The 23,992-nt window shown below is 51.6% G+C and carries 21 protein-coding genes; 11 read left to right on the forward strand and 10 right to left on the reverse strand.

Annotated features, from left to right (window positions below):
• Nucleotides 1-36 precede the first annotated feature (36 nt).
• Nucleotides 37-1,692 carry an HTH-type transcriptional regulator SgrR gene (gene sgrR, locus ABK821_RS03070; RefSeq protein ID WP_138361931.1) on the reverse strand — a complete coding sequence of 552 codons (1,656 nt, stop codon included), beginning with the start codon at nucleotides 1,690-1,692 and terminating at the stop codon, nucleotides 37-39.
• Between the two features lie 87 nt (nucleotides 1,693-1,779).
• On the opposite strand from sgrR, the gene sgrT reads away from it, so the two are divergent.
• Together sgrT and ABK821_RS03080 are read left to right on the forward strand one after the other, a co-directional pair.
• The gene (sgrT, locus tag ABK821_RS03075) at nucleotides 1,780-1,932 is read left to right on the forward strand and encodes a glucose uptake inhibitor SgrT (protein ID WP_138361932.1); all 153 of its coding nucleotides are present in this window, start codon (nucleotides 1,780-1,782) and stop codon (nucleotides 1,930-1,932) included.
• A 261-nt stretch (nucleotides 1,933-2,193) separates the two neighbouring features.
• Nucleotides 2,194-3,378, forward strand: a complete 1,185-nt coding sequence (locus ABK821_RS03080) for a sugar efflux transporter (protein ID WP_138361933.1) — start codon at nucleotides 2,194-2,196, stop codon at nucleotides 3,376-3,378.
• Nucleotides 3,379-3,423: 45 nt separating this feature from the next.
• Here ABK821_RS03080 and ABK821_RS03085 read toward each other — a convergent pair whose 3' ends face one another.
• Nucleotides 3,424-4,734, reverse strand: a complete 1,311-nt coding sequence (locus tag ABK821_RS03085) for an MFS transporter (protein WP_138361934.1) — start codon at nucleotides 4,732-4,734, stop codon at nucleotides 3,424-3,426.
• A gap of 222 nt (nucleotides 4,735-4,956) precedes the next feature.
• Here ABK821_RS03085 and ABK821_RS03090 point away from each other — a divergent pair, with 222 nt between their 5' ends.
• Entirely contained in the window at nucleotides 4,957-5,853 is an 897-nt protein-coding gene (locus tag ABK821_RS03090; RefSeq protein ID WP_138361935.1) for a LysR family transcriptional regulator, read from the forward strand.
• Between the two features lie 37 nt (nucleotides 5,854-5,890).
• Here the strand turns inward: ABK821_RS03090 and aroD are convergent, their stop codons facing one another.
• From aroD to leuA, 8 genes are all read right to left on the reverse strand, one after another.
• Nucleotides 5,891-6,646, reverse strand: coding sequence for a type I 3-dehydroquinate dehydratase (gene aroD, locus ABK821_RS03095; RefSeq protein WP_138361936.1), 756 nt, complete (start codon nucleotides 6,644-6,646; stop codon nucleotides 5,891-5,893).
• A gap of 30 nt (nucleotides 6,647-6,676) precedes the next feature.
• On the reverse strand, nucleotides 6,677-7,888 hold the full coding sequence (locus tag ABK821_RS03100; protein WP_142503018.1) for an MFS transporter: 1,212 nt from the start codon (nucleotides 7,886-7,888) through the stop codon (nucleotides 6,677-6,679).
• A 12-nt stretch (nucleotides 7,889-7,900) separates the two neighbouring features.
• Nucleotides 7,901-8,764: a shikimate dehydrogenase gene (locus ABK821_RS03105; protein ID WP_138361938.1), complete on the reverse strand. Its 864-nt coding sequence runs from the start codon at nucleotides 8,762-8,764 to the stop codon at nucleotides 7,901-7,903.
• Between the two features lie 10 nt (nucleotides 8,765-8,774).
• The gene (locus ABK821_RS03110; protein ID WP_343177933.1) at nucleotides 8,775-10,811 is read right to left on the reverse strand and encodes an FAD-dependent oxidoreductase; all 2,037 of its coding nucleotides are present in this window, start codon (nucleotides 10,809-10,811) and stop codon (nucleotides 8,775-8,777) included.
• 406 nt (nucleotides 10,812-11,217) lie between these two features.
• Nucleotides 11,218-11,823, reverse strand: a complete 606-nt coding sequence (leuD, locus tag ABK821_RS03115) for a 3-isopropylmalate dehydratase small subunit (RefSeq protein ID WP_138361940.1) — start codon at nucleotides 11,821-11,823, stop codon at nucleotides 11,218-11,220.
• A 10-nt stretch (nucleotides 11,824-11,833) separates the two neighbouring features.
• Nucleotides 11,834-13,234 carry a 3-isopropylmalate dehydratase large subunit gene (leuC, locus tag ABK821_RS03120; protein WP_142503016.1) on the reverse strand — a complete coding sequence of 467 codons (1,401 nt, stop codon included), beginning with the start codon at nucleotides 13,232-13,234 and terminating at the stop codon, nucleotides 11,834-11,836.
• A gap of 2 nt (nucleotides 13,235-13,236) precedes the next feature.
• Nucleotides 13,237-14,328: a 3-isopropylmalate dehydrogenase gene (gene leuB, locus ABK821_RS03125; RefSeq protein WP_138361942.1), complete on the reverse strand. Its 1,092-nt coding sequence runs from the start codon at nucleotides 14,326-14,328 to the stop codon at nucleotides 13,237-13,239.
• A complete protein-coding gene (leuA, locus tag ABK821_RS03130) occupies nucleotides 14,328-15,899 on the reverse strand; it encodes a 2-isopropylmalate synthase (RefSeq protein ID WP_138361943.1) in 1,572 nt (523 codons plus the stop codon). Before leuA ends, leuB begins: the two co-directional genes overlap by 1 nt.
• 208 nt (nucleotides 15,900-16,107) lie before the next feature.
• Here leuA and ABK821_RS03135 point away from each other — a divergent pair, with 208 nt between their 5' ends.
• The 8 genes from ABK821_RS03135 to ftsL all read left to right on the forward strand — a co-directional run bounded on the left by ABK821_RS03135 (nucleotide 16,108) and on the right by ftsL (nucleotide 23,979).
• On the forward strand, nucleotides 16,108-16,281 hold the full coding sequence (locus ABK821_RS03135) for a hypothetical protein (RefSeq protein ID WP_171034906.1): 174 nt from the start codon (nucleotides 16,108-16,110) through the stop codon (nucleotides 16,279-16,281).
• Nucleotides 16,282-16,833: 552 nt separating this feature from the next.
• Nucleotides 16,834-17,784, forward strand: coding sequence for a transcriptional regulator LeuO (gene leuO, locus ABK821_RS03140; RefSeq protein ID WP_138361944.1), 951 nt, complete (start codon nucleotides 16,834-16,836; stop codon nucleotides 17,782-17,784).
• 388 nt (nucleotides 17,785-18,172) lie between these two features.
• Nucleotides 18,173-19,897, forward strand: a complete 1,725-nt coding sequence (ilvI, locus tag ABK821_RS03145; protein WP_308561877.1) for an acetolactate synthase 3 large subunit — start codon at nucleotides 18,173-18,175, stop codon at nucleotides 19,895-19,897.
• Nucleotides 19,898-19,899: 2 nt separating this feature from the next.
• Nucleotides 19,900-20,391 (forward strand): acetolactate synthase small subunit, encoded by a 492-nt coding sequence (gene ilvN / locus ABK821_RS03150; protein WP_138361946.1) that lies wholly within the window; start codon nucleotides 19,900-19,902, stop codon nucleotides 20,389-20,391.
• Between the two features lie 180 nt (nucleotides 20,392-20,571).
• A complete protein-coding gene (gene cra / locus ABK821_RS03155) occupies nucleotides 20,572-21,576 on the forward strand; it encodes a catabolite repressor/activator (protein WP_138361947.1) in 1,005 nt (334 codons plus the stop codon).
• A gap of 640 nt (nucleotides 21,577-22,216) precedes the next feature.
• Nucleotides 22,217-22,675 carry a division/cell wall cluster transcriptional repressor MraZ gene (gene mraZ / locus ABK821_RS03160; RefSeq protein WP_138361948.1) on the forward strand — a complete coding sequence of 153 codons (459 nt, stop codon included), beginning with the start codon at nucleotides 22,217-22,219 and terminating at the stop codon, nucleotides 22,673-22,675.
• Complete coding sequence (rsmH, locus tag ABK821_RS03165; protein ID WP_138361949.1) at nucleotides 22,676-23,617, forward strand: 16S rRNA (cytosine(1402)-N(4))-methyltransferase RsmH; 942 nt, start codon at nucleotides 22,676-22,678, stop codon at nucleotides 23,615-23,617. It abuts the gene before it with no gap.
• Nucleotides 23,614-23,979 (forward strand): cell division protein FtsL, encoded by a 366-nt coding sequence (gene ftsL / locus ABK821_RS03170; protein WP_138361950.1) that lies wholly within the window; start codon nucleotides 23,614-23,616, stop codon nucleotides 23,977-23,979. Before rsmH ends, ftsL begins: the two co-directional genes overlap by 4 nt.
• The last annotated feature ends 13 nt before the right edge of the window (nucleotides 23,980-23,992 follow it).

Consider the following 23,992-nt stretch of genomic DNA (forward strand, 5'->3'; position numbering starts at 1 on the left):
AGTTAGTGTAATGATTTTATCTGCTAACGAAAAGCGTTACGGCTCCGGCGGCGCAAACCAGGCTGACTTAAAGTCAAACCAGCCAAGGGTGTTCATTCGCACGCCGCGCATACTGCGTTGCCCCTGGATCATCAGCCAGTGGTGAATGAGCGGCACGATAGTTTGCGTGGTGAGCAACTGCTGGCTCCAGGCCGCCGGATTAAGCTCTCCCGCGCGCCAGCGGCCGGCATCGCGCTCCCAGTCAATGGGAATACATTTGCGAATCAGCGGGACTTCATACAGCCAGGCAAACAGGGAAAAATCGATCGGCAGCGTAAAGTTGGCGCTGTTGAGCCACACGTCACTCACTACCTCTCCGCGATGCCACTCTTCGTATTCCAGTTCCTGAATCTCCAGCTTCACCTGATGTTCGGCCAGCAGCGTCGCCATGATCTTGCCCATGACGCGATGTTCGACGTGCTCCTGATAGTAGGTCAGCCTGACCGTTTCCAGACCTGGCGGTTTTTCACAGGCATGGCTGCGCGCATGATGCCAGCGGGGCAGCAGGCCATAGGCTGGAAACCAGTTGCCCTGGTAGTGTTCACCAGCGTGATAGAGCAGGTTAGCGGGCTGGAACAGATAACTTAACCACTGGCGTACCGCCGTATTACCGCCGAGCGGGCTGCGGGAGTCGAACAGCAGGTAATAGCAGCCTTCTTCAAGGCGGCTTTCTACCGCTTTTTCACTCTCCGTACTTCCCTGAAGCGTTAACCCGCCGTTGGACTCTTCACCAATTTCCGGCAGTACCCAGACGTTGACTTCATCAATTAGCGCCCGGTAGCCGAAATAGTCGTCGAAAGCGTGAATTTTAAGTTGATTCTGGTTATTACGCACAACCGAGTAAGGGCCGGTGCCAATGGGCGTGCTGGCGAATTTTTCCATCGACCGCCACTCCTGGGGCAGGATCATCGCCTGAACCTGGCTGAGTAACCACGGTAGCCAGCGGTCGGGCTGACTAAGATGAATATCCAGGGTCCATGCGGTGGGGGAGTCGATACGCTCAATATGGGAGAAGAGCGGCAGCGTGTTGCTACGCTGTAAGGAAGAGATGACATCCGCCATCTCCAGTTCCCGACCATGATGAAAATGTATGCCCGGACGAAGAAAAAAACGCCAGTGAGTGGCGGTGATCTGCTGCCAATGGTGAGCAATATCCGCTTCCAGTTCCCCATTTTCCTCATTTACTCGCGTCAGCGCGCTAAAAATCTGCCGCACGATGTGCGTTTCTGAGCGGCGCAGCGCGCTGCCTGGCAGCAGATTTTTCATCGGTCGATAGTAGAGCACGCGCAGAATATGCCGACCCTGGCGGAAGCTGCGGCCAAGATGGGAGATCAGCATCTGTCGGACGGCGGCTTTATCACCGACTAACTGTACCAGCTGATCGATCCTGTCCTGTTCCAGCAGATCTTCCGCTCTTTGCTGCTGCAGGGCCAGACCGGTATAGAGAAAAGCCAGTCGGGAACGCTTACCGCGTCCGGCTTCCGCCTGCCAGGTCAGCCAGCCACGCTCTTCCATCATATTCAGTAAGGTGCGCATATGGCGGCGCGAGCAGCTCAGCATATCTGCCAGTTCATTAAGCGTCGTCTCCTGCGACTTACCGTCGCAGCACTGCCATAAGCGGATGAACTGCTGTTGTAAACGGCTGGAAGACATAAAAGGGGAACTCCTGATAAAAACTCAGCAATTTATGACTTCCTATATTAAGTCAATAATCACCTTCGATGAAGTGAGGAGGTGAATATGATGAGGTCTACCACACAACAGTTCTACCAACGCTACTTTTCTGCGACGCAGGATGCGTCCTGGCTGGCCCGCCTGATGGCAGGAAGACAGCAGAAAATGCTCGGCGAACTGATGCAGTGGGGAGTGACGTCGCAGACCTCGGTTCATTGACTTGCAGACATCATGTGTGACTGAGTATTGGTGTTATATTCGCCCGTTTTTCAAGCTGCAGTTATCTGTGTCGCCAGAGATTGACAGTCTGGCTGCATGATTCAGCCTGGGTCCCTCCTCTGGTGAGCCAGGGTAAGCGCTGTTCAGTAACCTTTGTATAGTTATTGTCCTGCAACTCGAAATTCATAGAGTATAGAATCACCCGCCAGCAGAAATCTTCTGCTGGCTTTTTTCTTTTTTTCGCGCGCTAAAGGATATGTGATGCTGTGGTTAATGACGATGGGGCGCCGTCTTAACGGCGTGTACGCCGCTTTTATGCTGGTCGCGTTTATGATCGGTATTGCAGGCGCGCTGCAGGCGCCGACGCTCAGTTTATTCCTTAGTCGCGAAGTGGGCGTGCAACCCTTTTGGGTGGGACTGTTCTATACGGTTAACGCGATTGCCGGCATTCTGGTCAGCCTGGCGCTGGCTAAGCGCTCGGATAGCCGGGGCGATCGTCGACGCCTGATCATGTTCTGCTGCCTGATGGCGGTAGGAAACGCGCTGCTGTTTGCGTTTAATCGTCATTATCTGACGCTGATCACCGGTGGCGTGATGCTGGCCTCGGTGGCGAACGCCGCGATGCCGCAGCTTTTTGCGCTGGCGCGGGAATACGCCGATAGCTCGGCCCGTGAAGTGGTGATGTTCAGTTCGATAATGCGTGCTCAGCTCTCGCTGGCATGGGTGATCGGTCCTCCGCTGGCCTTTATGCTGGCGCTTAATTATGGCTTCACGACCATGTTTTCGATAGCGGCGGGGATCTTTGTCATCAGTCTGGCGCTCATCGCTTTCAGGCTCCCGTCGGTCGCCCGTGTTGAACAACCCTCGGAGGAGGGGGGAGTGCTGAGGCAGGTCGGGGGATGGCACGATAAAAATGTCCGTATGCTGTTTATCGCCTCCACGCTGATGTGGACCTGCAACACTATGTATATCATTGATATGCCACTGTGGATCAGTAGCGATCTCGGACTGCCGGACAGCCTCGCCGGAGTCCTGATGGGGACGGCCGCCGGACTGGAGATTCCGGCGATGATTCTGGCGGGTTACTTCGTTAAGCGCTGGGGCAAGCGCAATATGATGGTGGCGGCGGTTGCCGCGGGCGTGCTGTTTTATATTGGCCTGATTCTGTTTCACGGCCGCGTGGCGCTGCTGGTTTTACAGCTGTTTAATGCGGTGTTTATCGGTATTATCGCCGGGATTGGCATGCTGTGGTTTCAGGATCTGATGCCCGGACGAGCAGGGGCGGCAACGACGCTATTTACCAACAGTATCTCCACCGGGGTCATTCTGGCAGGCGTCATTCAGGGCGCGCTGTCGCAAAGCTATGGGCATACCAGCGTTTACTGGATGATTACGGCGATTTCGCTGGTGACGCTGTTTATGACCAGCAGGGTTAAGAATATTTAGCGCCTGAGTGCTCCGGCAGCCTGCCGGAGCACTGTCCGTCATGCGTTATTTCAATACAATTCGTTTGATATCGCCGATAATGAAGATATACGCAATAACGCCAATCAACGCGGTCACACCGATATAAATGAGCGCGTAGAAGAAATTACCGGTCATTGAGATGATAACGCCAATGATTAATGGGGTAATGATTGACGCCATATTTGCACAAAAATTAAAAATCCCCCCGGTAAGCCCGGCCATATTCTTCGGCGCTATATCTGAGATCAATGTCCAGCCTAGCCCGACCATGCCCTGGCCAAAAAAGGCAATTGACATGATGATAATAACGGCGGTGTTACTATCCACCCAGTTAGCGGTAATTATTGTGCCGGAAAGTAATAGTCCGGAAATAATCGGGAGTTTTCTGCTAATATTTACTGAACATGTCTTTTTTAATATTTTATCCGATATCCAGCCGCCGAAAATAATGCCGATGGCCGCTGCCAGAAAGGGCCAGGAAGCAAAGAAACCAACGTGAAGCCACGGTAAATGACGCTCGTTCGCGAGATAGGTCGGGAACCAGGTCAAAAAGAAAACCAGCGTCGTGTTACCGGCATATTGCCCCAGGCTGGCGCCAATGATTTGTCGGCAGCACAGCAGGCGTTTCGCATCAGGCCAGTTAAAGGGAATATTTTCATTGGGTTGTGCGGTATTTTCTGCGCCGATATATTCCAGTTCGGCTTGATTTGCGGTTTTTGACTCATGAGGTTCATGATAAAACTTCCACCACACAAAGGTAAATACAATACCTAATCCACCGGTAATAAAAAATAATGTTCTCCAGCCATGATGTTCAAGAATTAAAAAGAGCAATGGAGAAAAAGCGGCCAGGCCAATATATTCTCCGACGGTGTAGGTCGCCGTTGCGCGCGCGCGTTCATGCTGTGGAAACCATTTACTGACAACCCGGCTGTTGACCGGGAAACAGGGCGCTTCGCTGATACCTAACCCTAAACGCAGCAGCAGTAGGGATTTCAACCCCACGCTAAAGCTTTGTAATAGGGTAAAGGTGGACCAGAAAAAAATTGACAGGGCATAGGTTAATTTATTGCCAAAACGATCTAAAAACATCCCGCCAGGAATTTGAGCCAGCGCATAAGTCCAGGCGAAAGCGGAAAAAACGATACCCATCATCGTCGGGTCGATATGTATTTCGCGGGTTAAACTGGGTGCAACAATACCCAAAATGGTACGATCGAGATAATTTATCATCGTCCCAATAGAGAGTAACAGTAGAATGACAATTCGCGTTTTGCTTCGTTTCTGTGTGGCCGACGGCAGAATCGGCCGTTCCTCAGCATTTATCGTCCTCATATAGAATTCCTTTAAAGTTTAAAATATTTTTGCATGACTACAGGCATGCAAAAATACTCTGTTGCAGGACCGATACATCGATCATCGGCAATACCGTATGCGTCGCTGGCATTAAATAACAAAATAATATTTGATATAGCCCTGGTATTTCTCTTTTATGGCTTATCAGCGATGGCTTGTATGGTATATTAGATCTATTTTTATATTATACGAGAAAAAATAATGAACCTGAAGCAACTTTATTATTTTAAGAGACTGGCGGAAACGGAGCATTACACGGAAGCAGCCTCCAGTCTTTTTATCACCCAACCCTCCCTGAGCCATGCTATTTCTGAACTGGAGAAAGAGCTGGGCGTCGCGCTGTTCGCCAGAAAAGGGCGCAATGTTAAGATCACGCAGAATGGCAAACGCTTTCTGCCCTATGTCGAGGATGCGCTGGCCTCTTTAGAAAATGGCCGTATGACGTTGCAAAAAAATAATTCAGAGAACAAAGAAAACATTCGCATCGCGTTTATTTACACCATGGGAGAGCATGTTGTTCCACGGTTAATCCATAAGTACTCACTTTCACCCTCTCGTCACAATGTGACATTTTCTTTTACTCAGGGTACCTCGCTAAGTTTATTGCAGGATCTTAAGGCCGGGAAAAGCGACCTGGTTATTTGTTCCTATATTGCTGATGAACCGGATATTGATTTTATTCCCATTATTCAGCAAGAGCTGGTGGTCGTGACGGCGAAAGATCATCCTCTGGCCAGATTGTATGAAAATGAAGTCGATCTGGCGGAAACGATTCATTATCCCTATATCTATTTTTCAGAAAACAGCGGGCTACGACCTTTTATTGATAATGTCTTTATGCAACAAAAACTGGTGCCGGATATTGCCTGCTATGTGGAAGAGGATACGGCGATGGCGGGACTGGTCAGTATTGATTATGGTATTGCGATCATGCCGCGAATTTCCGCACTCTCATATTATAACGTGCATATCCTGACGATAAAAAATGCGATTCCTCCTCGTTATATTTATCTGGCAACGATGAAAGAAAGGGTGTTTTCCCCGGCAATTCAGTCATTTAAAGAAGTCATTATCAATGACAGCCAAAAAATCAGTTGAACAGATGCCCGGAGAGATTCTCCGGGCAACCTCATTCTCAGGAGAGAATGTCCATAAGCTCACGCAGTTGGCTAATGGCGATTTGTCCCGGTGCCGAGGCGTGGCCCACGGTACCGAAAGTCATTGCCGAACCGAACAGGCGACCTGTTACCCGGCTAACGCCGCCGGATTTTCCCATCGACATGGTGATTAATGGGCGAGTGGCATATTTTTCTTTCATGGTCAGGGTCGCAGAGAGCAGCGTTAGTACATCCTGCGGTGACTGCGGCATAACCGCGATCTTCGGCAGGTCGGCACCCAGGTCCTGCATACGGCGCAAACGGTAGATGATATCTTCCTGAGCCGGTGTTTTATGAAAATCATGATTACTCATGATGACTTTTACACCAGCAGAGTGCGCATCGTTTACCAGCGAGCGAATTTGCGCTTCGTCGTTGAACAACTCAATATCAATGACGTCGGCCAGACCACTGTTGACCGCCTGGCGATTCAGCTCGAAATAGGCTTCATCGCTGATTTCCGTTTCTCCTCCCTCTTTTTTACTGCGGAAGGTGAACAGCAGCGGCATATTTTTTAGCCGCTGGCGAATTTCACTCAGTGCCAGCAGTACCTGCTCCGTCTCTCTAACCTGCGTGAAGTGATCGACGCGCCATTCGATAATGTCGGCTCCGGCCGTTGCCAGCGCGCAGGCATTGTCTTGCAGCTCCTCAAGCGTTTTGCCGATCAGCGGCACGCAAATTAAGGTTTCCCCTTCCCGGAAGGTAATGTTTTTTACTGTTACTGCGTTCGTCATGTGGGTATCCATTCTTTTTGTCAGCGACTATCAGAGGGTTGCCGCGACATGCGCGGTTTTTGCCGCGGCGCGAGTCTGAAACTGACGATAACCGATGTACAGCGCAATCACAAAACCAATGATGGCGATAAAGAAATCAAACCACATAATGCTGGCGATGCCGATCTTCGAGAGTTTTGCCGTGATCAACGGGATCGTAAAGCTGGCCACACTCCCTGCAGTGTAGAAAATCCCGGTAGCTTTGCCTTTCCCGTCCGGGAAACTCATAGCCATAATGGTCGCCCCTATTTGCATCACCCCGCCGGCGGCGGAGAAGCCAAAAACAAAAGCGAAACCGGTAACTATCATTGGCGTGGGGAACAGGCAGACGATCAGCAGCGAAATCATCGACAGACAGGTGTATATCATCATCGCAACTGCCGAACTGACGACGCCTCTGACAAGCGCGGCGGTGACGAATACGCACGTCAGCGAGCCCATGGTATAGATACTCAGCAGTTTGATGGCTGATGCGTAAGGGATCCCGGCAACAAACTGACCATACTGTGCGAGCCACTGGCTGACCAGATAAAACGTGGCCATGCTGATGTAGCCGTACAGAGTAAATACGATCATATCAAGCTTGTTGGCGTTGCTCTGCGGCGCTGGGGTCACCTGTACTTTTGCGACGCTCTCCTTTTTCGTCTGCTGGTCCGGGAACGGCATTTTCAGCAGATAGAGACCGCTGATAACGAACAGCGCGGCGGCAATGATAAACGACCAGCCAAACCACAGATTTGCCCATATCAGAAAACTAATGATAAATGGCAACAAGAACTGCCCGGCAGAGATAAAGGCTTTGATCAGCACATTCGCGCGGCTGGCAGAGTCAGGAAAAGATTCCATCAGCGCCGGGTAGGTTCCGGAGTCGAGGAAGCTGTTCGCCAGGCCCGCCATAATACCGCAGAAGTAGGCCAGATAGATGTTCTTCGTCATCAATATACCGATAAAGAAGACCAGATAGCTGGCTATCCCGAGATAAACAAAGGGTTTGCGGCCAAAGCGGTCGGACAGGAACCCTGTCACGATCGTGGCGAGCTTACCGATACCAAGCGACGAGATAACAATGGAGACGCCGGCAGCATCAGTTCCCCACTGTGTCTGTAAATTCGCCATATTGAGGGTAATTAACAAAACCCCCATGCCGTGGATCATGTAGTTGAGGTATAGCCCGGCTGCCGTTGGGACATATTTATTTTTCATCGCGCCCCATCCTTAAAAAAGGATACTTTTGACGTGTTCAACCGGCATCTCTTTTCCGGTCCAGATTTCGAAAGCTTTCGCCCCCTGCCAGAGCATCATTCCAAGGCCGTTTAAAGTACGGCAGCCTTTTTTCTCAGCGACTTCGAGCAGATAGGTTTTGCGCGGGTTGTAGACGACATCGGAAACAATCAGGTCCGGTCGCAGGAAGCTGTCGTCAGGCAGTAACATCTGGCCTTCAAACGGTTTCATGCCCACGCCGGTGGCGTTGGTCAGAATGACGCTACTGTCGATCTCGGCGCGCAGTTTATTGTGGTCGGCAATATCGTACAGGTGGATCTCGCAGTCGGTGTTGCGGCGGATCTTGGCGACAGTTTCTTCCGCGTTGGGGAAGAATTTGTCTTTCTGGTTAAAAATAGCGATCTCTTTTACGCCATCCAGCGCCGCCTGTACGCAGATCGCGGTAGCCGCGCCACCAGCGCCTAACACGGTCATTTTTTTGCCAATAATGTCGATGCCCGCTTCAGACAGGGCGCGCATATAGCCGGTGCCATCGGTGATGTGGCCAGTCAGCACCCCATCGTCGTTCACTACGGTATTTACCGCGCCGACCAGTTCCGCCGCCGGAGAGAGTTTATCCAGATACTGGCAAATATCAGTTTTGTTCGGCATTGAGACGTTCCAGCCCCGCAGCTTTAACCCTCGAAAGCCCTGTACCACATCTTTTAATTCCTTATTACCCACCTCGAATGCCAGGTAAACATAGTCCAGCCCCAGATAAGCAAAGGCTTCGTTATGCATGGTTGGCGACATGCTGTGGCGAATCGGGGTGGCAATCAGACCAATCAGCTCAGTATGCCCGGTAATACGTTCTGCCATGATAAAACCCTCAATATGTTAGAAATGGAATTTTTGTTGATTCGAGATTGCCCCCCAGAGCCCCCATATCTTCAAGGATGTCCAGCACGTTGCGTCCTTCGCGTACGCCATCAATGATTCGCCGGGCCATCAGGCTGTCGCCGATGTTCATCACTTTTACGTTATTGTCTCTGGCCCATTGTTCAATCTCATTGAGGCCACGGGTATTGGCGCGCATTCCCAGACAGACGAAGCCGTAATCAAAAGGAATGTCAAAGGTGCCATCTGTGTTTTTAACGGTGAAATGGGTTGGGGTAACGGCCATTAACTGTGTACCCATGTGCTGTTCCACGCGATGCTCATTAAGCATGGTCAACATGGCGTTTTTGGTAATAATGTCCAGGTCGCGGCCAGGGGCATCCTGCATTTCGATAAGTACGGCGTTGACGCCGCGAGTGGAAAAATATTCAATCACATCCAGACCGACGGCTCCCGCGCCGACGACGGCGATACGTTTACCCGCGGCATCGGCAAATCGATCCAGATTATGCAGCATATGGGTAATCGAAAAGACGCTGCCGCCGACGACATCGATGTTCTCGCGCAGTCCCTCAATCGGCGGCAGCAAGGGAACAGAACCGGTGGCATTGACGATTAGATCCGGGCGCAGCGCGGCAACCGATTCGACACTGGCGCGCTTACCGACCTGCAACATCAGGTTATCAAGCGAGGCGATACGGTTTTTCATAAACTGCGGGAAATCGGCGATACGTTTTTTCTCCGGCAGCAGCGAAATCTCACTGGCCAGCCCGCCGATATTGTGTTTCTCCTCAAGCAACCAGGTATGGCAGCCGACTTCAGCCGCGGTGCAGGCCGCTTCCATGCCCGCCGTCCCGGCACCGATAACGACGACGTTGACATCACGGTTTACGCGCCGCTGTTTGTAGGCGTCACCGTGGATAATATCCGGGTTAATAGAGCAACGCAGAGGGCGGGAACGGGCAATACGGTGATCCGCACAGCCGATGTTGCAGGAGATGCATTTGCGCATCAGGCGTTCATTACCGCTCTGCACTTTCTGTACCCATTCTGGTTCGGCGATAAGCCCGCGGCCAATGGCAATCAGGTCGGCATCGCCGCTGGCGATAATGTCCTCGGCGACCTTCGGCGACCGAATATTGCCGGCAATCACCGTCGGCTTATGGAATTTTTCGCGAACCGCCCGTGAGAGGTAGCGTTTCCAGCCATCTTCCAGTGACATCTGGTCAATCTGGAAATTCAGGTTATCGTTTTGTGCGGCGGAGACGTTGATAATATCGACTTTGTCCTGGCACAGTTCGAGGATACGCAGAGAGTCTTCGAGCGTATTGCCGCCTTTCTGGAAATCATCAGCGCTAATACGCAGACTGATCGGGAAACGCGGGCCGACGCAGGCGCGTATTTTATCCACAATTAAGGTTAATATTCTGGTGCGATTCTCTATACTGCCGCCAAATTCATCCGTGCGTTTATTAAATAGCGGCGATAAAAACTGGCTAATTAAATAGGAGTGGCCCGCGTGAATTTCCACGCAGTCAAATCCGGCCCGGCGTACGCGTTCCGCCGCATCGCCAAATTTATTCACCACATGATAAATTTCCTCATGTGTCATCGGCCGGGGAATATTTCCGTTCTTTTTTGACGGTGTGCTGGAGGATGAAAGCGGCATTTCCCCATTCAGGCGATATGCATAGGCTGAAGCGCCCGCATGATTTAATTGAATACTGACGCAGGCGCCGTGTTTATGCAAAGTCTCGGTTAATTTGAACAGTCGCGGGATATATTGATCGTTATCGATGCGCAACTGCGTGGTACCGTTAGACGCAAAAGGAAAATCGATACAAATATTTTCAATAGTGATAAGCCCGGTGCCGCCCCGCGCGCGTAACTCATAGTATTCAATCTGCTCCTGGGTGACTTCACCGTTCAGACTCGCCATGTTGGACCCCATCGGCGGCATGATGATACGGTTTTTGATGGTCATCCCGTTGATAGTCAACGGGGAAAAAAGATGGGGGTAGTGGCTCATATACTCTCTCTCCACGGGATGCCAGGCAGACGCTATACGGTGTCCTGGCCGATCCAAGGTTAATCTCTCTCTGTGGGGGAAGATAACGAGGCACGAAATGGAAAAATAATGCTTTTTTTTACGTTGAGCTATAGGGGAATTCTATAGGATTAACATTTCATTCACGCGCGGATGTTTTTATATTAAATATTTCAATCGATTGTTTACTTGTCCATGTGAATTGACACAAAACAGGTAGCGGAATGATTGAATAGATGCCCAATTGATAATGACTTATTTTTAAAGATTCAAATATTCCTGTCTGGCATAATGGCCAATATGAGTATATGTGCGTCAGGTCTCATTTTCGCGGGAAGAAAAAAAGCCCGAACTCACGTCCGGGCTGAGATATACACTTCTGGCCGCTTTACCCCATAAAGGCCGGCTGCTTGTTCTCATAGGCTGAGATTGCCTCTTCATGCTGCAGAGTCAGGCCAATACTGTCCAGACCGTTAAGCATGCAGTGACGGCGGAAGGCGTCAATTTTAAAGGGATAGGATTTATCTCCCGCTTTGACGACTTCAGCTTCAAGGTCGACTTCAAATTTAATGCCGGGCTGTGACAGGACCAGCTTAAACAGCTCATCGACCTGTTCTTCGCTCAGGGTTACCGGCAGCAACTGGTTGTTAAAGCTGTTGCCGTAGAAGATATCAGCGAAGCTGGGGGCAATAACCACTTTAAAGCCGTAGTCGGTCAGCGCCCAGGGCGCATGTTCCCGCGAGGATCCGCAGCCAAAGTTTTCCCGCGCCAGCAGAATGGATGCCCCTTTATATTCAGGGAAATTCAGCACGAAGTCCGGGTTGGGCTGTTCGCCTTTGTCATCCAGGAAGCGCCAGTCGTTAAACAGGTGCGCGCCAAAGCCGGTACGTGTGACTTTCTGCAAGAATTGCTTGGGAATGATTGCATCGGTATCCACGTTCGCAGCATCCAGCGGAACCACCAGGCCGGTATGTTGGATAAATTTCTCTGCCATAATGGTTTCCTTATTTCAAGCTACGGATGTCGGCGAAATGGCCGGTAACGGCTGCCGCGGCGGCCATTGCCGGGCTGACCAGATGAGTACGGCCACCGCGGCCCTGACGGCCTTCAAAGTTACGGTTGCTGGTGGAGGCACAGCGCTCGCCCGGATTCAGACGGTCATTGTTCATCGCCAGGCACATGGAGCAGCCCGGCAGACGCCATTCAAAACCAGCTTCAATAAAGATTTTATCCAGGCCTTCCGCCTCGGCCTGGGCTTTCACCGGACCAGATCCTGGCACCACCAGCGCCTGGACGCCCGGCGCGACTTTGCGGCCTTTGGCGATTTCCGCTGCGGCGCGTAAATCTTCGATGCGCGAGTTGGTGCAGGAGCCGATAAAGACCTTATCAATCGCCACTTCAGTTAACGGTACGCCAGATTTCAGGCCCATGTAGGCCAGCGCTTTTTCCGCGCTTGCCCGCTCGACCGGGTCAGTGAAGGATGCCGGGTCCGGGATGGTATCGGTGACGGAGATCACCTGACCGGGGTTCGTTCCCCAGGTTACCTGTGGGGAAATGTCTTCCGCCTGCAGAGTCACAACACGGTCAAAAGTGGCATCATCATCGGTGCTCAGGGTCTTCCAGTATGCGACGGCATCGTCAAAATCCTTGCCCTTCGGCGCGTGCAGACGGCCTTTTACGTAATTAAAGGTGGTTTCATCCGGTGCAACCAGGCCCGCTTTCGCGCCTAACTCGATAGCCATATTGCACAGGGTCATGCGGCCTTCCATGCTTAAATCACGAATGGCTTCGCCGCAGAATTCCACAACGTAACCGGTGCCGCCAGCGCTGCCGGTTTTACCGATGATCGCCAGGACGATGTCTTTGGCGGTGATGCCCGGCGCGGCTTTACCCATGACTTCGATCTTCATGGTTTTAGCACGCCCTTGCTTCAACGTCTGGGTCGCCAGCACGTGTTCAACCTCGGATGTACCGATACCGAAGGCCAGCGCGCCGAATGCGCCATGCGTCGCCGTGTGGGAGTCGCCGCAGACAATGGTCATCCCAGGCAGCGTCACGCCCTGTTCCGGGCCCATGACATGAACAATCCCCTGGTACGGGTGATTCAGGTCATACAGTTCGACGCCAAACTCTTTGCAGTTTTTAATCAGTTCCTGCATCTGGATGCGTGCCATTTCGCCGGAGGCATTAATGTCTTTGGTCTGCGTCGAAACGTTGTGATCCATCGTGGCGAAAGTTTTGCCTGGCTGGCGCACCGGGCGGTTGTGAACGCGCAGGCCATCGAAGGCTTGCGGAGACGTCACTTCATGCACCAGATGACGGTCGATATACAGCAGCGGAGTTTCGTCAGGCGCCTCATAAACCACATGAGCATCAAACAATTTTTCGTATAACGTCTTCGCCATGATTACACCCCTTCAGCGACATAGCGGGCAATGATATCACCCATTTCATCGGTACTCACCGCCGCCGCGCCGCGCGCCAAATCGCCGGTACGTACGCCTTCTTCTAACGCACGGTTGATTGCATTTTCGATAGCCGTCGCCGCGTTATCCGCATCCAGGCTATAGCGCAGCAGCAGCGCAAGCGACAGGATTTGCGCGATCGGGTTGGCGATATTTTTGCCAGCGATATCCGGGGCGGAGCCACCAGCGGGTTCATACAGACCGAAGCCTTGTTCATTGAGGCTGGCGGACGGCAGCATCCCCATTGAGCCGGTGATCATCGCGCACTCGTCAGACAGGATGTCGCCAAACAGGTTGGAACACAGCAGTACGTCGAACTGGGACGGATCTTTAATCAGCTGCATGGTGGCGTTGTCGATGTACATATGCGCCAGTTCAACGTCAGGGTACTGCTTACCAATTTCGCTCACGATTTCGCGCCACAAAATAGAAGACTGCAGCACGTTGGCTTTATCGATAGAGGTGACTTTGCGACGGCGTTTGCGGGCGGATTCGAAAGCGATGTGAGCGATGCGCTCAATCTCAAAGCGGTGATAGACCTCGGTATCAAACGCTTTCTCATGCTGACCGCTACCCTCGCGGCCTTTCGGCTGGCCGAAGTAGATGCCGCCGGTCAGTTCGCGGACGCACAGAATATCAAAGCCACTGGCGGCAATATCCGCACGCAGCGGGCAAAACTCTTCCAGCCCCTGATACAGCTTAGCCGGACGCAGGTTGCTGAATAATTTAAAGTGCTTACGCAGCGGCAGCAGCGCGCCACGCTCCGGCTGCTCTGCGGGGGGCAGGTGTTCCCATTTCGGCCCGCCAACGGAGCCGAACAGAATGGCGTCGGCCTGCTCGCAGCCCTCAATGGTGGCCTGCGGCAGCGGGGTACCCTGATGGTCGATGGCGATGCCGCCAACGTCATGCTGGCTGGTGGTAATACGCATATCAAAACGATGACGAACGGCTTCCAGTACTTTCATCGCCTGGCTCATGACTTCCGGGCCAATACCATCACCTGGTAAGACAGCGATATGGTAATTCTTCGACATTACACGGTTTCCTTATTGTTCTCTTTATTTTGAGCTTTGCGTTGCAGCTCTTTTTCGACTTCTGCGGCGCGCCAGATGTTGTTCAGGACGTGAACCATCGCTTTCGCGGACGATTCCACGATATCCGTTGCCAGACCCACTCCGTGGAAACGACGGCCATTGTAGTTAGCGACGATGTCTACCTGACCCAGCGCGTCTTTGCCCTGGCCTTTGGCGTTCAGGTCATATTTGACCAGCTCAACGTCATAGCCGGTAATACGGTTAATTGCCTGATAAATCGCATCAACCGGGCCGTTGCCGTTGGCGGCTTCGGCTTTGGTCTCTTCGCCGCAGGCCAGTTTCACGGACGCGGTTGCGATATCGCTGGAGCCTGACTGCACGCTGAAGTAATCGAGGCGGAAATGTTCCGGCTCTTCCTGCTGTTTGTTGATGAATGCCAGTGCTTCCAGGTCATAATCGAAGACCTGGCCTTTTTTGTCCGCCAGCTTCAGGAAGGCGTCGTACAAGTGATCCATATTATAGTCGGTATCTTTGTAGCCCATCTCTTCCATGCGGTGTTTCACCGCGGCACGGCCGGAGCGGGAGGTCAGGTTCAGTTGTACCTGGTTCAGACCGATGGATTCCGGCGTCATGATTTCGTAGTTTTCACGATTTTTCAGCACACCGTCCTGGTGGATACCGGATGAGTGCGCGAAAGCCCCGGTGCCGACGATGGCTTTGTTGGCAGGGATAGGCATATTACAAATCTGGCTGACGGTTTGGCTGGTGCGCCAGATTTCATTGTGATTAATGCGGGTGTGCACATCCATAATGTCTTTGCGCACTTTGATAGCCATGATCACTTCTTCCAGCGCGCAGTTGCCCGCGCGTTCGCCGATACCGTTCATCGCGCCTTCAACCTGGCGAGCACCAGCGTGAACCGCAGCAATGGCGTTACCGACCGCGATGCCTAAATCGTCATGGGTATGGACGGAGATAACCGCTTTGTCGATGTTAGGAACCTGTTGGTACAGGCCGGTAATGATGTTGGCGAACTCGAACGGCATGGTGTAACCGACAGTGTCGGGGATATTGATCGTGGTCGCCCCCGCGTTGATGGCGGCCTCGACGACGCGAGCCAGATCGGCAATTGGCGTACGGCCGGCATCTTCACAGGAAAACTCAACATCGTCGGTGTAATTACGTGCGCGTTTAACCATATAGATCGCCCGTTCAATCACCTCATCCAGGTTACTGCGCAGCTTGGTCGCAATATGCATTGGCGAGGTGGCGATAAAGGTGTGGATGCGGAACGCTTCCGCGACTTTCAGTGATTCTGCTGCCACATCAATATCTTTTTCGACACAGCGTGCCAGGGCGCAAACGCGGCTATTTTTAACCGTGCGCGCGATGGTTTGCACGGATTCAAAGTCGCCCGGAGATGAGACCGGAAAGCCGACTTCCATCACGTCAACGCCCATACGCTCCAGGGCCAGGGCAATCTGCAGTTTCTCTTTCACGCTCAGGCTGGCTTGTAACGCTTGTTCTCCGTCGCGTAAGGTCGTATCGAAAATAATGACTTGCTGGCTCATGGTTTAGATCCTTGGTCTGTGTCCTGGCGCCTTGCTCGCGAGCATAAAAAAACCCGCGCATTGGCGCGGGTTTTATCGTCTTGCTGGAAGATGACTTAACGATGAACGTCGCCCAACAGCCTACCGCGCAAAATGGATGCGTTTAGTAGTAGTAGGCTGAGTAAGCGAATGCTGCGAATCATTACGTCATGCTCCAGATGAAATCGTTATGCCTTTAGAGTTACTGGATATGGCTTTTGATGTCAACCCCCGAGAGAAGAAAACGGCTTTTTACCAAAAAGAGTCGTCAGCGTATTATGCTGGCGACTGCGCTTTTTTTACGACGATCGTTTTGTGCTATCAGCCGGGCCGCTTGCTGAGTGACTTTGATATCGTGATGTAGAGGGATCTTCAATTAAGCTCCGGGTCCATCAGGTAACGATATCTGTATAGCCATTTGTTTTACGGCTGTTATTTATGTGTGGGTTGGGTGTTGTGAATGATAATGATATGTAAATTAAAAAGGGGTAAACATATCGTATAATAAAACCCATGTCGTGGTTAGCGTTATCTGTTTTTATTCATTTTTAGAACCTATCCCACCAGGCGTTATTGGCGCAGACAGTTTGAACACGGCCAGCGCGGAAGAACCGGGCGTACACGTAGTACGTGAGGATTCTGAGCACTGCCCAGGTTCAAAATGACAAGCAAAATAGCCCTAATGGGATAGGCTCTTAATCTTTATGTGACACTTAATACTATTAAATAAAAGATAGAGATTTATTGAATACAGATGCTGTCAAATTGTTCGATTTCTGCCGGTATTCATAATCTTGATATATTCCTAAAATCGATTCCGACCCTTTTGTCAGTGTCATATGCATGATAAATGATATTCTCTGAATTAATTAATGTATTTCGGTAAAAGGATTTTAGTGTAACAGGGGAGTTAGATATGTTAAATAAAGGTACTGAATATAAATCTGTTTCTGAGGGAGAAAACAAAAAACCTCAGTTACGCATGGTGGATCTCAATCTGTTGACCGTATTTGATGCGGTAATGCAGGAACAAAATATTACGCGTGCGGCGCATTCTCTGGGGATGTCGCAGCCAGCGGTCAGTAATGCCGTATCGCGTCTGAAAGTGATGTTTAATGATGAGCTGTTTGTTCGTTATGGGCGCGGCATTCAGCCAACAGCAAGGGCTTTTCAGCTATTTGGAGCCGTTCGTCAGGCATTGCAGCTGGTACAAAATGAATTACCCGGCTCTGGCTTTGAGCCACTCAGCAGCGAGCGGGTATTTAATTTATGCGTTTGCAGTCCGCTGGATAACTACCTGACTTCAGTTATCTTTAATAAAGTCGCTGAGATTGCGCCGAACATTCATTTAGTTTTTAAATCTGCCTTGAATAAGAATACTGAGCATCAATTACGTTATCAGGAAATCGAATTTGTTATTGGTTATGAAGAGTTTCGTCGTCCTGAGTTTGCCTGTGTCCCTTTATTTAAAGATGAAATGGTGATGGTGGCGAGTCGGAAACATCCACGAATTTTCGGGCCGTTGGCGGGGAGTGATATTTATCAGGAAGAGCACGCCGTCGTCGCGCTTGATAGTTATGCATCATTTAGTCAGCCATGGTATGACACGGTTGATAAACAATCCCGTATTGCTTATCAAGGTAATGCGATGATAAGTGTATTAAATGTGGTTGCCAAAACCAACATGGTTGCTATTGCGCCACGCTGGCTGGCGGGTGAATTCGCCGATAAGCTGGACCTAAAAATATTGCCTCTACCGCTGAAAGTGAATAGCCGGACTTGCTATCTTTCCTGGCATGAAGCGGCCGGGCGTGATAAAGGTCATCAATGGATGGAAGAACTGCTGGTGAGTATTTGCCAACGTTAACCGCGTGTACAAAGGGGGGCTTCGGCTCCTTCTTTGTGTGATAAAAATCACAAAATGCAGCATTTTATGCTGTTTGCATTTATCACATGCTCTCTGTATCAGATAAAAAATGGATGATTTCCTGTAGTTAGTTATTTTCTCCGAGTATTGGCTATCATATTTTCTTATATCTGAAGTTTTTCACCGTCTTTTGCTCCGGATTCTATCTTTTCTTCTTTTTATGCGTCTCTTGCGCCGACGGTCACCAATTGCCTGCCCGTTAGTGAGCAGTTATGGTAACGCCATGCAGTCTATTCACCTCAATGCGGAGCCGTTGTGCTCCGTCTTGTGCGAGCGCGCGGAAATCGGATTCCGCTGTCGTTAAAAACAATAAGCCGGGAGGCAAATCATGGAGATGTTGTCAGGAGCCGAGATGGTCGTCCAGTCGCTGGTCGATCAGGGCGTCAAGCAAGTGTTCGGTTATCCCGGGGGCGCAGTCCTCGATATCTATGATGCGTTACACACCCTTGGTGGCATCGATCACATTCTGGTTCGCCATGAGCAGGCTGCCGTGCATATGGCCGATGGCCTTGCTCGTGCGACGGGCGAAGTTGGCGTTGTGCTGGTCACGTCCGGCCCCGGGGCAACGAACGCGATTACCGGTATTGCGACGGCCTATATGGACTCCATTCCGCTGGTGATCCTGTCCGGGCAGGTGGCAACGTCATTAATCGGCTACGATGCTTTCCAGGAGTGTGACATGGTGGGGATCTCCCGACCGGTGGTGAAACACAGTTTCCTGGTGAAGCAAACCGAGGATATTCCCGGCGTGCTGAAAAAAGCCTTCTGGCTGGCGGCCAGCGGGCGTCCTGGCCCGGTTGTCGTCGATTTACCGAAAGATATTCTGAACCCGGCTAAAAAACTGCCTTATAGCTGGCCGGACACGGTTAGCATGCGCTCTTATAACCCGACGACGATGGGCCATAAAGGGCAGATCAAACGTGCGCTGCAAACGCTGATGACGGCAAAAAAACCGGTGGTTTATGTCGGCGGTGGCGCGATTAACGCGCAATGCGAATCCCCGTTATACACGCTGGTTGAGAAGTTGAAGCTGCCGGTGGTTTCTTCGCTGATGGGGCTGGGGGCTTTTCCTGCATCGCACCAGCAGGCATTAGGGATGCTGGGCATGCATGGCACTTATGAAGCTAATATGACCATGCACCATTCCGACGTGATTTTCGCCGTCGGCGTGCGCTTTGACGATCGTACGACGAACAATCTGGCAAAATACTGTCCGAACGCCACGGTGCTGCATATTGATATTGATCCCACGTCTATTTCAAAAACCGTGTCTGCTGATGTGCCTATCGTGGGCGATGCCCGTCTGGTGCTGGAACAAATGCTGGAGTTGCTCGCATCTGATGACTCTCAGCAGCCGCTGGATGACATCCGTGACTGGTGGCGGCAGATTGAACAGTGGCGTGCGCGCCATTGCCTGAAATACGACACGCAAAGCGACAAGATTAAGCCGCAGGCGGTGATTGAAACGATCTGGCGTCTGACCAACGGCGATGCGTATGTCGCGTCCGATGTCGGCCAGCATCAGATGTTCGCCGCACTCTATTATCCTTTCGATAAACCGAGGCGCTGGATTAATTCCGGTGGCCTGGGCACGATGGGATTCGGTTTGCCTGCCGCCCTTGGCGTCAAAATGGCGCTGCCGGACGAAATGGTTATCTGTGTGACCGGCGATGGCAGTATCCAGATGAATATTCAGGAACTCTCTACCGCGCTGCAATACGAATTGCCGGTACTGGTTCTGAATCTGAACAACCGCTATCTCGGAATGGTTAAACAGTGGCAGGACATGCTCTATTCTGGTCGCCATTCACAATCCTATATGGCGTCGCTGCCCGACTTTGCCCGCGTGGCGGAAGCTTATGGCCATGTCGGGATTCGTATTAGCGAACCCCAGGAGCTGGAGGAGAAACTCGCTCAGGCACTGGAACAGGTGCGCAATAACCGTCTGGTTTTCGTTGATGTGGCGGTTGATGGCAGCGAGCATGTCTATCCGATGCAGATTCGCGGTGGCGGTATGGATGAAATGTGGTTGAGCAAAACGGAGAGGACCTGATTATGCGCCGGATATTATCAGTATTACTGGAGAACGAATCGGGGGCGTTATCCCGTGTAATCGGCCTCTTTTCGCAGCGTGGTTATAATATTGAAAGCCTTACGGTCGCGCCGACCGACGATCCGACGCTTTCCAGAATGACAATTCAGACCGTCGGCGATGAGAAAGTGATTGAGCAGATAGAAAAGCAACTGCACAAGCTGGTGGACGTCTTACGCGTTAACGAGCTTGGCCAGGGCGCGCATGTTGAGCGTGAAATTATGCTGGTGAAAGTGCAGGCCAGCGGTTACGGACGTGACGAGGTGAAGCGTAATACGGAAATTTTCCGTGGGCAGATTATCGATGTGACGCCCTCTATCTATACCGTGCAACTGGCCGGAACCAGCGACAAGCTGGATGCGTTTTTGGCTTCTTTGCGTGATGTCGCACGAATTGTCGAAGTGGCCCGCTCGGGGGTCGTTGGATTGTCCCGTGGCGACAAAATCATGCGCTGATCCCCTGAAATTGATGTAAAAATAGCCCGGCACAGCTTGTCGGGCTATTTTTTTGCGAAATCGGTGGGAACTGTAGACTAAAGCGGTTGCTGTGCTAACTTTTCTGCGTTTAGATGTTATAAAAATGAAGCCATACCTGAAGAATGGTTATGTTTTGTACTTATTACCCAAGGGGCAATTGTGAAACTGGATGAAATCGCCCGGCTGGCCGGTGTCTCGCGAACCACCGCCAGCTATGTGATTAATGGTAAAGCGAAGCAGTATCGCGTTAGCGATAAGACTGTTGAAAAGGTGATGGCGGTTGTTCGTGAGCATAACTATCATCCGAATGCGGTCGCTGCCGGCTTGCGTGCAGGACGTACGCGCTCTATTGGTCTGGTTATTCCGGATCTGGAGAACACCAGCTATACGCGTATCGCCAATTACCTGGAGCGCCAGGCGCGTCAGCGTGGTTATCAACTGCTCATTGCCTGTTCCGAGGATCAACCGGATAACGAGATGCGCTGTATTGAGCATCTGCTGCAGCGCCAGGTCGATGCGATTATCGTCTCCACTTCGTTACCGCCTGAGCATCCGTTCTACCAGCGCTGGGCCAACGATTCGTTCCCGATTGTTGCCCTTGACCGCGCGCTCGATCGCGAACACTTTACCAGTGTCGTTGGCGCCGATCAGGATGACGCTGAAATGCTCGCGGCGGAATTACGCAAATTTCCGGCGGAAACGGTACTGTATCTTGGCGCATTGCCGGAGCTTTCGGTGAGCTTCCTGCGTGAGCAGGGATTTCGTACCGCGTGGAAGGACGATCCACGAGAGGTGCATTTCCTCTATGCAAACAGTTACGAACGTGAAGCGGCGGCGCAACTGTTCGAAAAGTGGCTGGAGACCCATCCTATGCCACAGGCGCTGTTTACGACTTCGTTTCCGCTGCTGCAGGGCGTAATGGATGTTGCGCTGCGCCGGGAAGGGAAATTGCCTTCTGAGCTGGCGATTGCCACTTTTGGCGATAATGAACTGCTGGATTTTCTCCAGTGTCCGGTGTTAGCCGTTGCTCAGCGCCATCGCGATGTTGCGGAACGCGTTCTGGAGATCGTGCTGGCCAGCCTGGATGAACCCCGTAAACCGAAACCGGGCTTGAGCCGTATCCGGCGTAATTTGTATCGTCGCGGCACGCTAAACCGCCGCTGAGCATTTGCGCTAATAGGTTACCAGGATTATGCGTAAAGCGTTCGCCAGACCGATGCGCGTCTGGCGATAATTCGGATGAATGGTGTAAAAATGGCAGGGTGAAGCATCTTTCAGATAAATCCTTAATCTTTCTGCCACCTTTTTTAATTTTATTCTTACGGCCAATTATTTTGCGCTTTTATTACTCGCTAAATGGATTGGCTAAACTGTTTGTATTATTTTGTTACACTCAATCGGCGCGTTGCTGAATTAATCCTCGTTTTCTCACTATTATGCTGGCCACGAACCCTGCCTCACGCTGTAAAAGGCCCTCTCAGGCGCTAACTGATGCTGTTAACCCGCATCAGAATGACCTAAAATGCCGCTCGCGTCGCAAACTGACACTTTAATATTTTCCTGCCGAAGATATTTTGCAGCTTTTAACTGTTACACGTTTGTTGGTTATTTTCTTACCGATATTCATAGCGTTAATTTGCCTCGTTTGTTGGTTGATTTTTCGTCAGGGCGAATATCGGCTGTAAATAATGGGTTTTTAGGCTCCGTTGGTATTCGTGCTAGCTTGACAAGCTTTTCCTCCGCTCCGTAAACTCCTTCTTGTGGGAATTTGTGGGATAAAGTGGCGAAAAGAGGTGAGGCTGGCATGTTCCGTGGGGCAACGTTAGTCAATCTCGACAGTAAAGGCCGTATGGCTATCCCGACGCGCTATCGCGACGGGCTGATCGAGGGCGCTTCCGGTCAACTGGTATGTACCATTGACCTCCATCACCCATGCCTGCTGCTTTACCCCTTGCCTGAATGGGAAATCATCGAGCAAAAATTGTCGCGTTTATCGAGCATGAATCCCGCTGAGCGGCGCGTACAGCGTCTGCTTCTGGGGCATGCCAGCGAATGTCAGATGGATAACGCCGGGCGGCTGTTGATAGCGCCGGTGCTGCGGCAACATGCCGGGCTGACAAAAGAAGTGATGCTGGTCGGGCAGTTCAACAAGTTTGAACTGTGGGACGAAACGACCTGGTATCAACGGGTCAAGGAAGATATTGACGCTGAGCAGTCCGCTTCCGGGGAACTGTCGGAGCGCCTGCAGGATTTGTCTTTGTAAATGATGGAAAATTTTAAACATACTACGGTCCTTCTGGATGAAGCCGTCAATGGTCTGAATATTCGTCCGAACGGTATCTACATTGATGGCACTTTTGGACGCGGTGGTCACTCGCGTCTGATTCTCTCCCGGCTGGGAGCGGAAGGACGCCTGCTGGCAATCGATCGTGACCCGCAGGCTATTGCCGTGGCAAAAACTATTGATGATCCTCGTTTTTCCATCGTTCATGGTCCTTTTTCACTGCTGGCTGACTATGTTGGCGAGCGCAATCTTACCGGTAAGATCGACGGTATTTTGCTCGATCTTGGCGTCTCATCACCGCAACTGGATGATGCGGAACGTGGTTTTTCGTTTATGCGCGATGGCCCGCTGGATATGCGTATGGATCCGACTCGCGGCCAGTCAGCCGCTGAGTGGTTACAAACCGCCGATGAAGCCGATATCGCCTGGGTGATAAAAACCTTTGGCGAAGAGCGTTTTGGCAAACGCATTGCGCGTGCGATTGTCGAGCGTAACCGTATTGAGCCGATGACGCGAACCAAAGAACTGGCGGAAGTGGTGGCGGCGGCAACGCCGGTAAAAGACAAATTCAAACATCCCGCGACCCGTACCTTCCAGGCGGTGCGCATTTGGGTGAACAGTGAACTGGAGGAGATAGAGCAGGCGCTAAAAAGCTCGCTCAGCGTGCTGGCCCCGGGAGGGCGGCTTTCCATCATCAGTTTCCACTCGCTGGAAGACCGTATTGTGAAGCGTTTTATGCGTGAGCAAAGCCGCGGTCCGCAGGTTCCCGCGGGGTTGCCGATGACGGAAGAGCAGCTCAAAAAACTGGGCGGCCGTGAGCTAAGAGCATTAGGCAAGTTGATGCCGGGCGAAGAAGAAGTGGCGGAAAATCCACGGGCCCGTAGTTCAGTGCTGCGTATTGCAGAGAGGACGAACGCATGATCGGCAGAGTGACAGAAGCCCTCAGTAAGGTTAAAGGATCGATAGGAAGCAACGAGCGCCATGCTTTGCCTGGCGTGATCGGAGACGATCTTCTGCGGTTTGGGAAACTGCCACTCTGCCTGTTCATTTGCATCATTATCACGGCGATTACGGTGGTGACGACGGCGCATCATACGCGCCTGTTAACTGCGCAGCGCGAACAGCTGGTTCTGGAGCGTGATGCGCTGGATATTGAATGGCGCAACCTGATCCTTGAAGAGAACGCGCTGGGCGATCACAGCCGGGTTGAGCGGATTGCGACGGAGAAATTACATATGCAACACGTCGATCCATCACAAGAAAATATCGTTGTACAGAAATAAGGATTATTGCGAC

Source organism: Klebsiella sp. KE9456 (genome assembly GCF_043832615.1).
In the GTDB taxonomy this organism is placed as follows: Bacteria; Pseudomonadota; Gammaproteobacteria; order Enterobacterales; family Enterobacteriaceae; genus Klebsiella; species Klebsiella indica.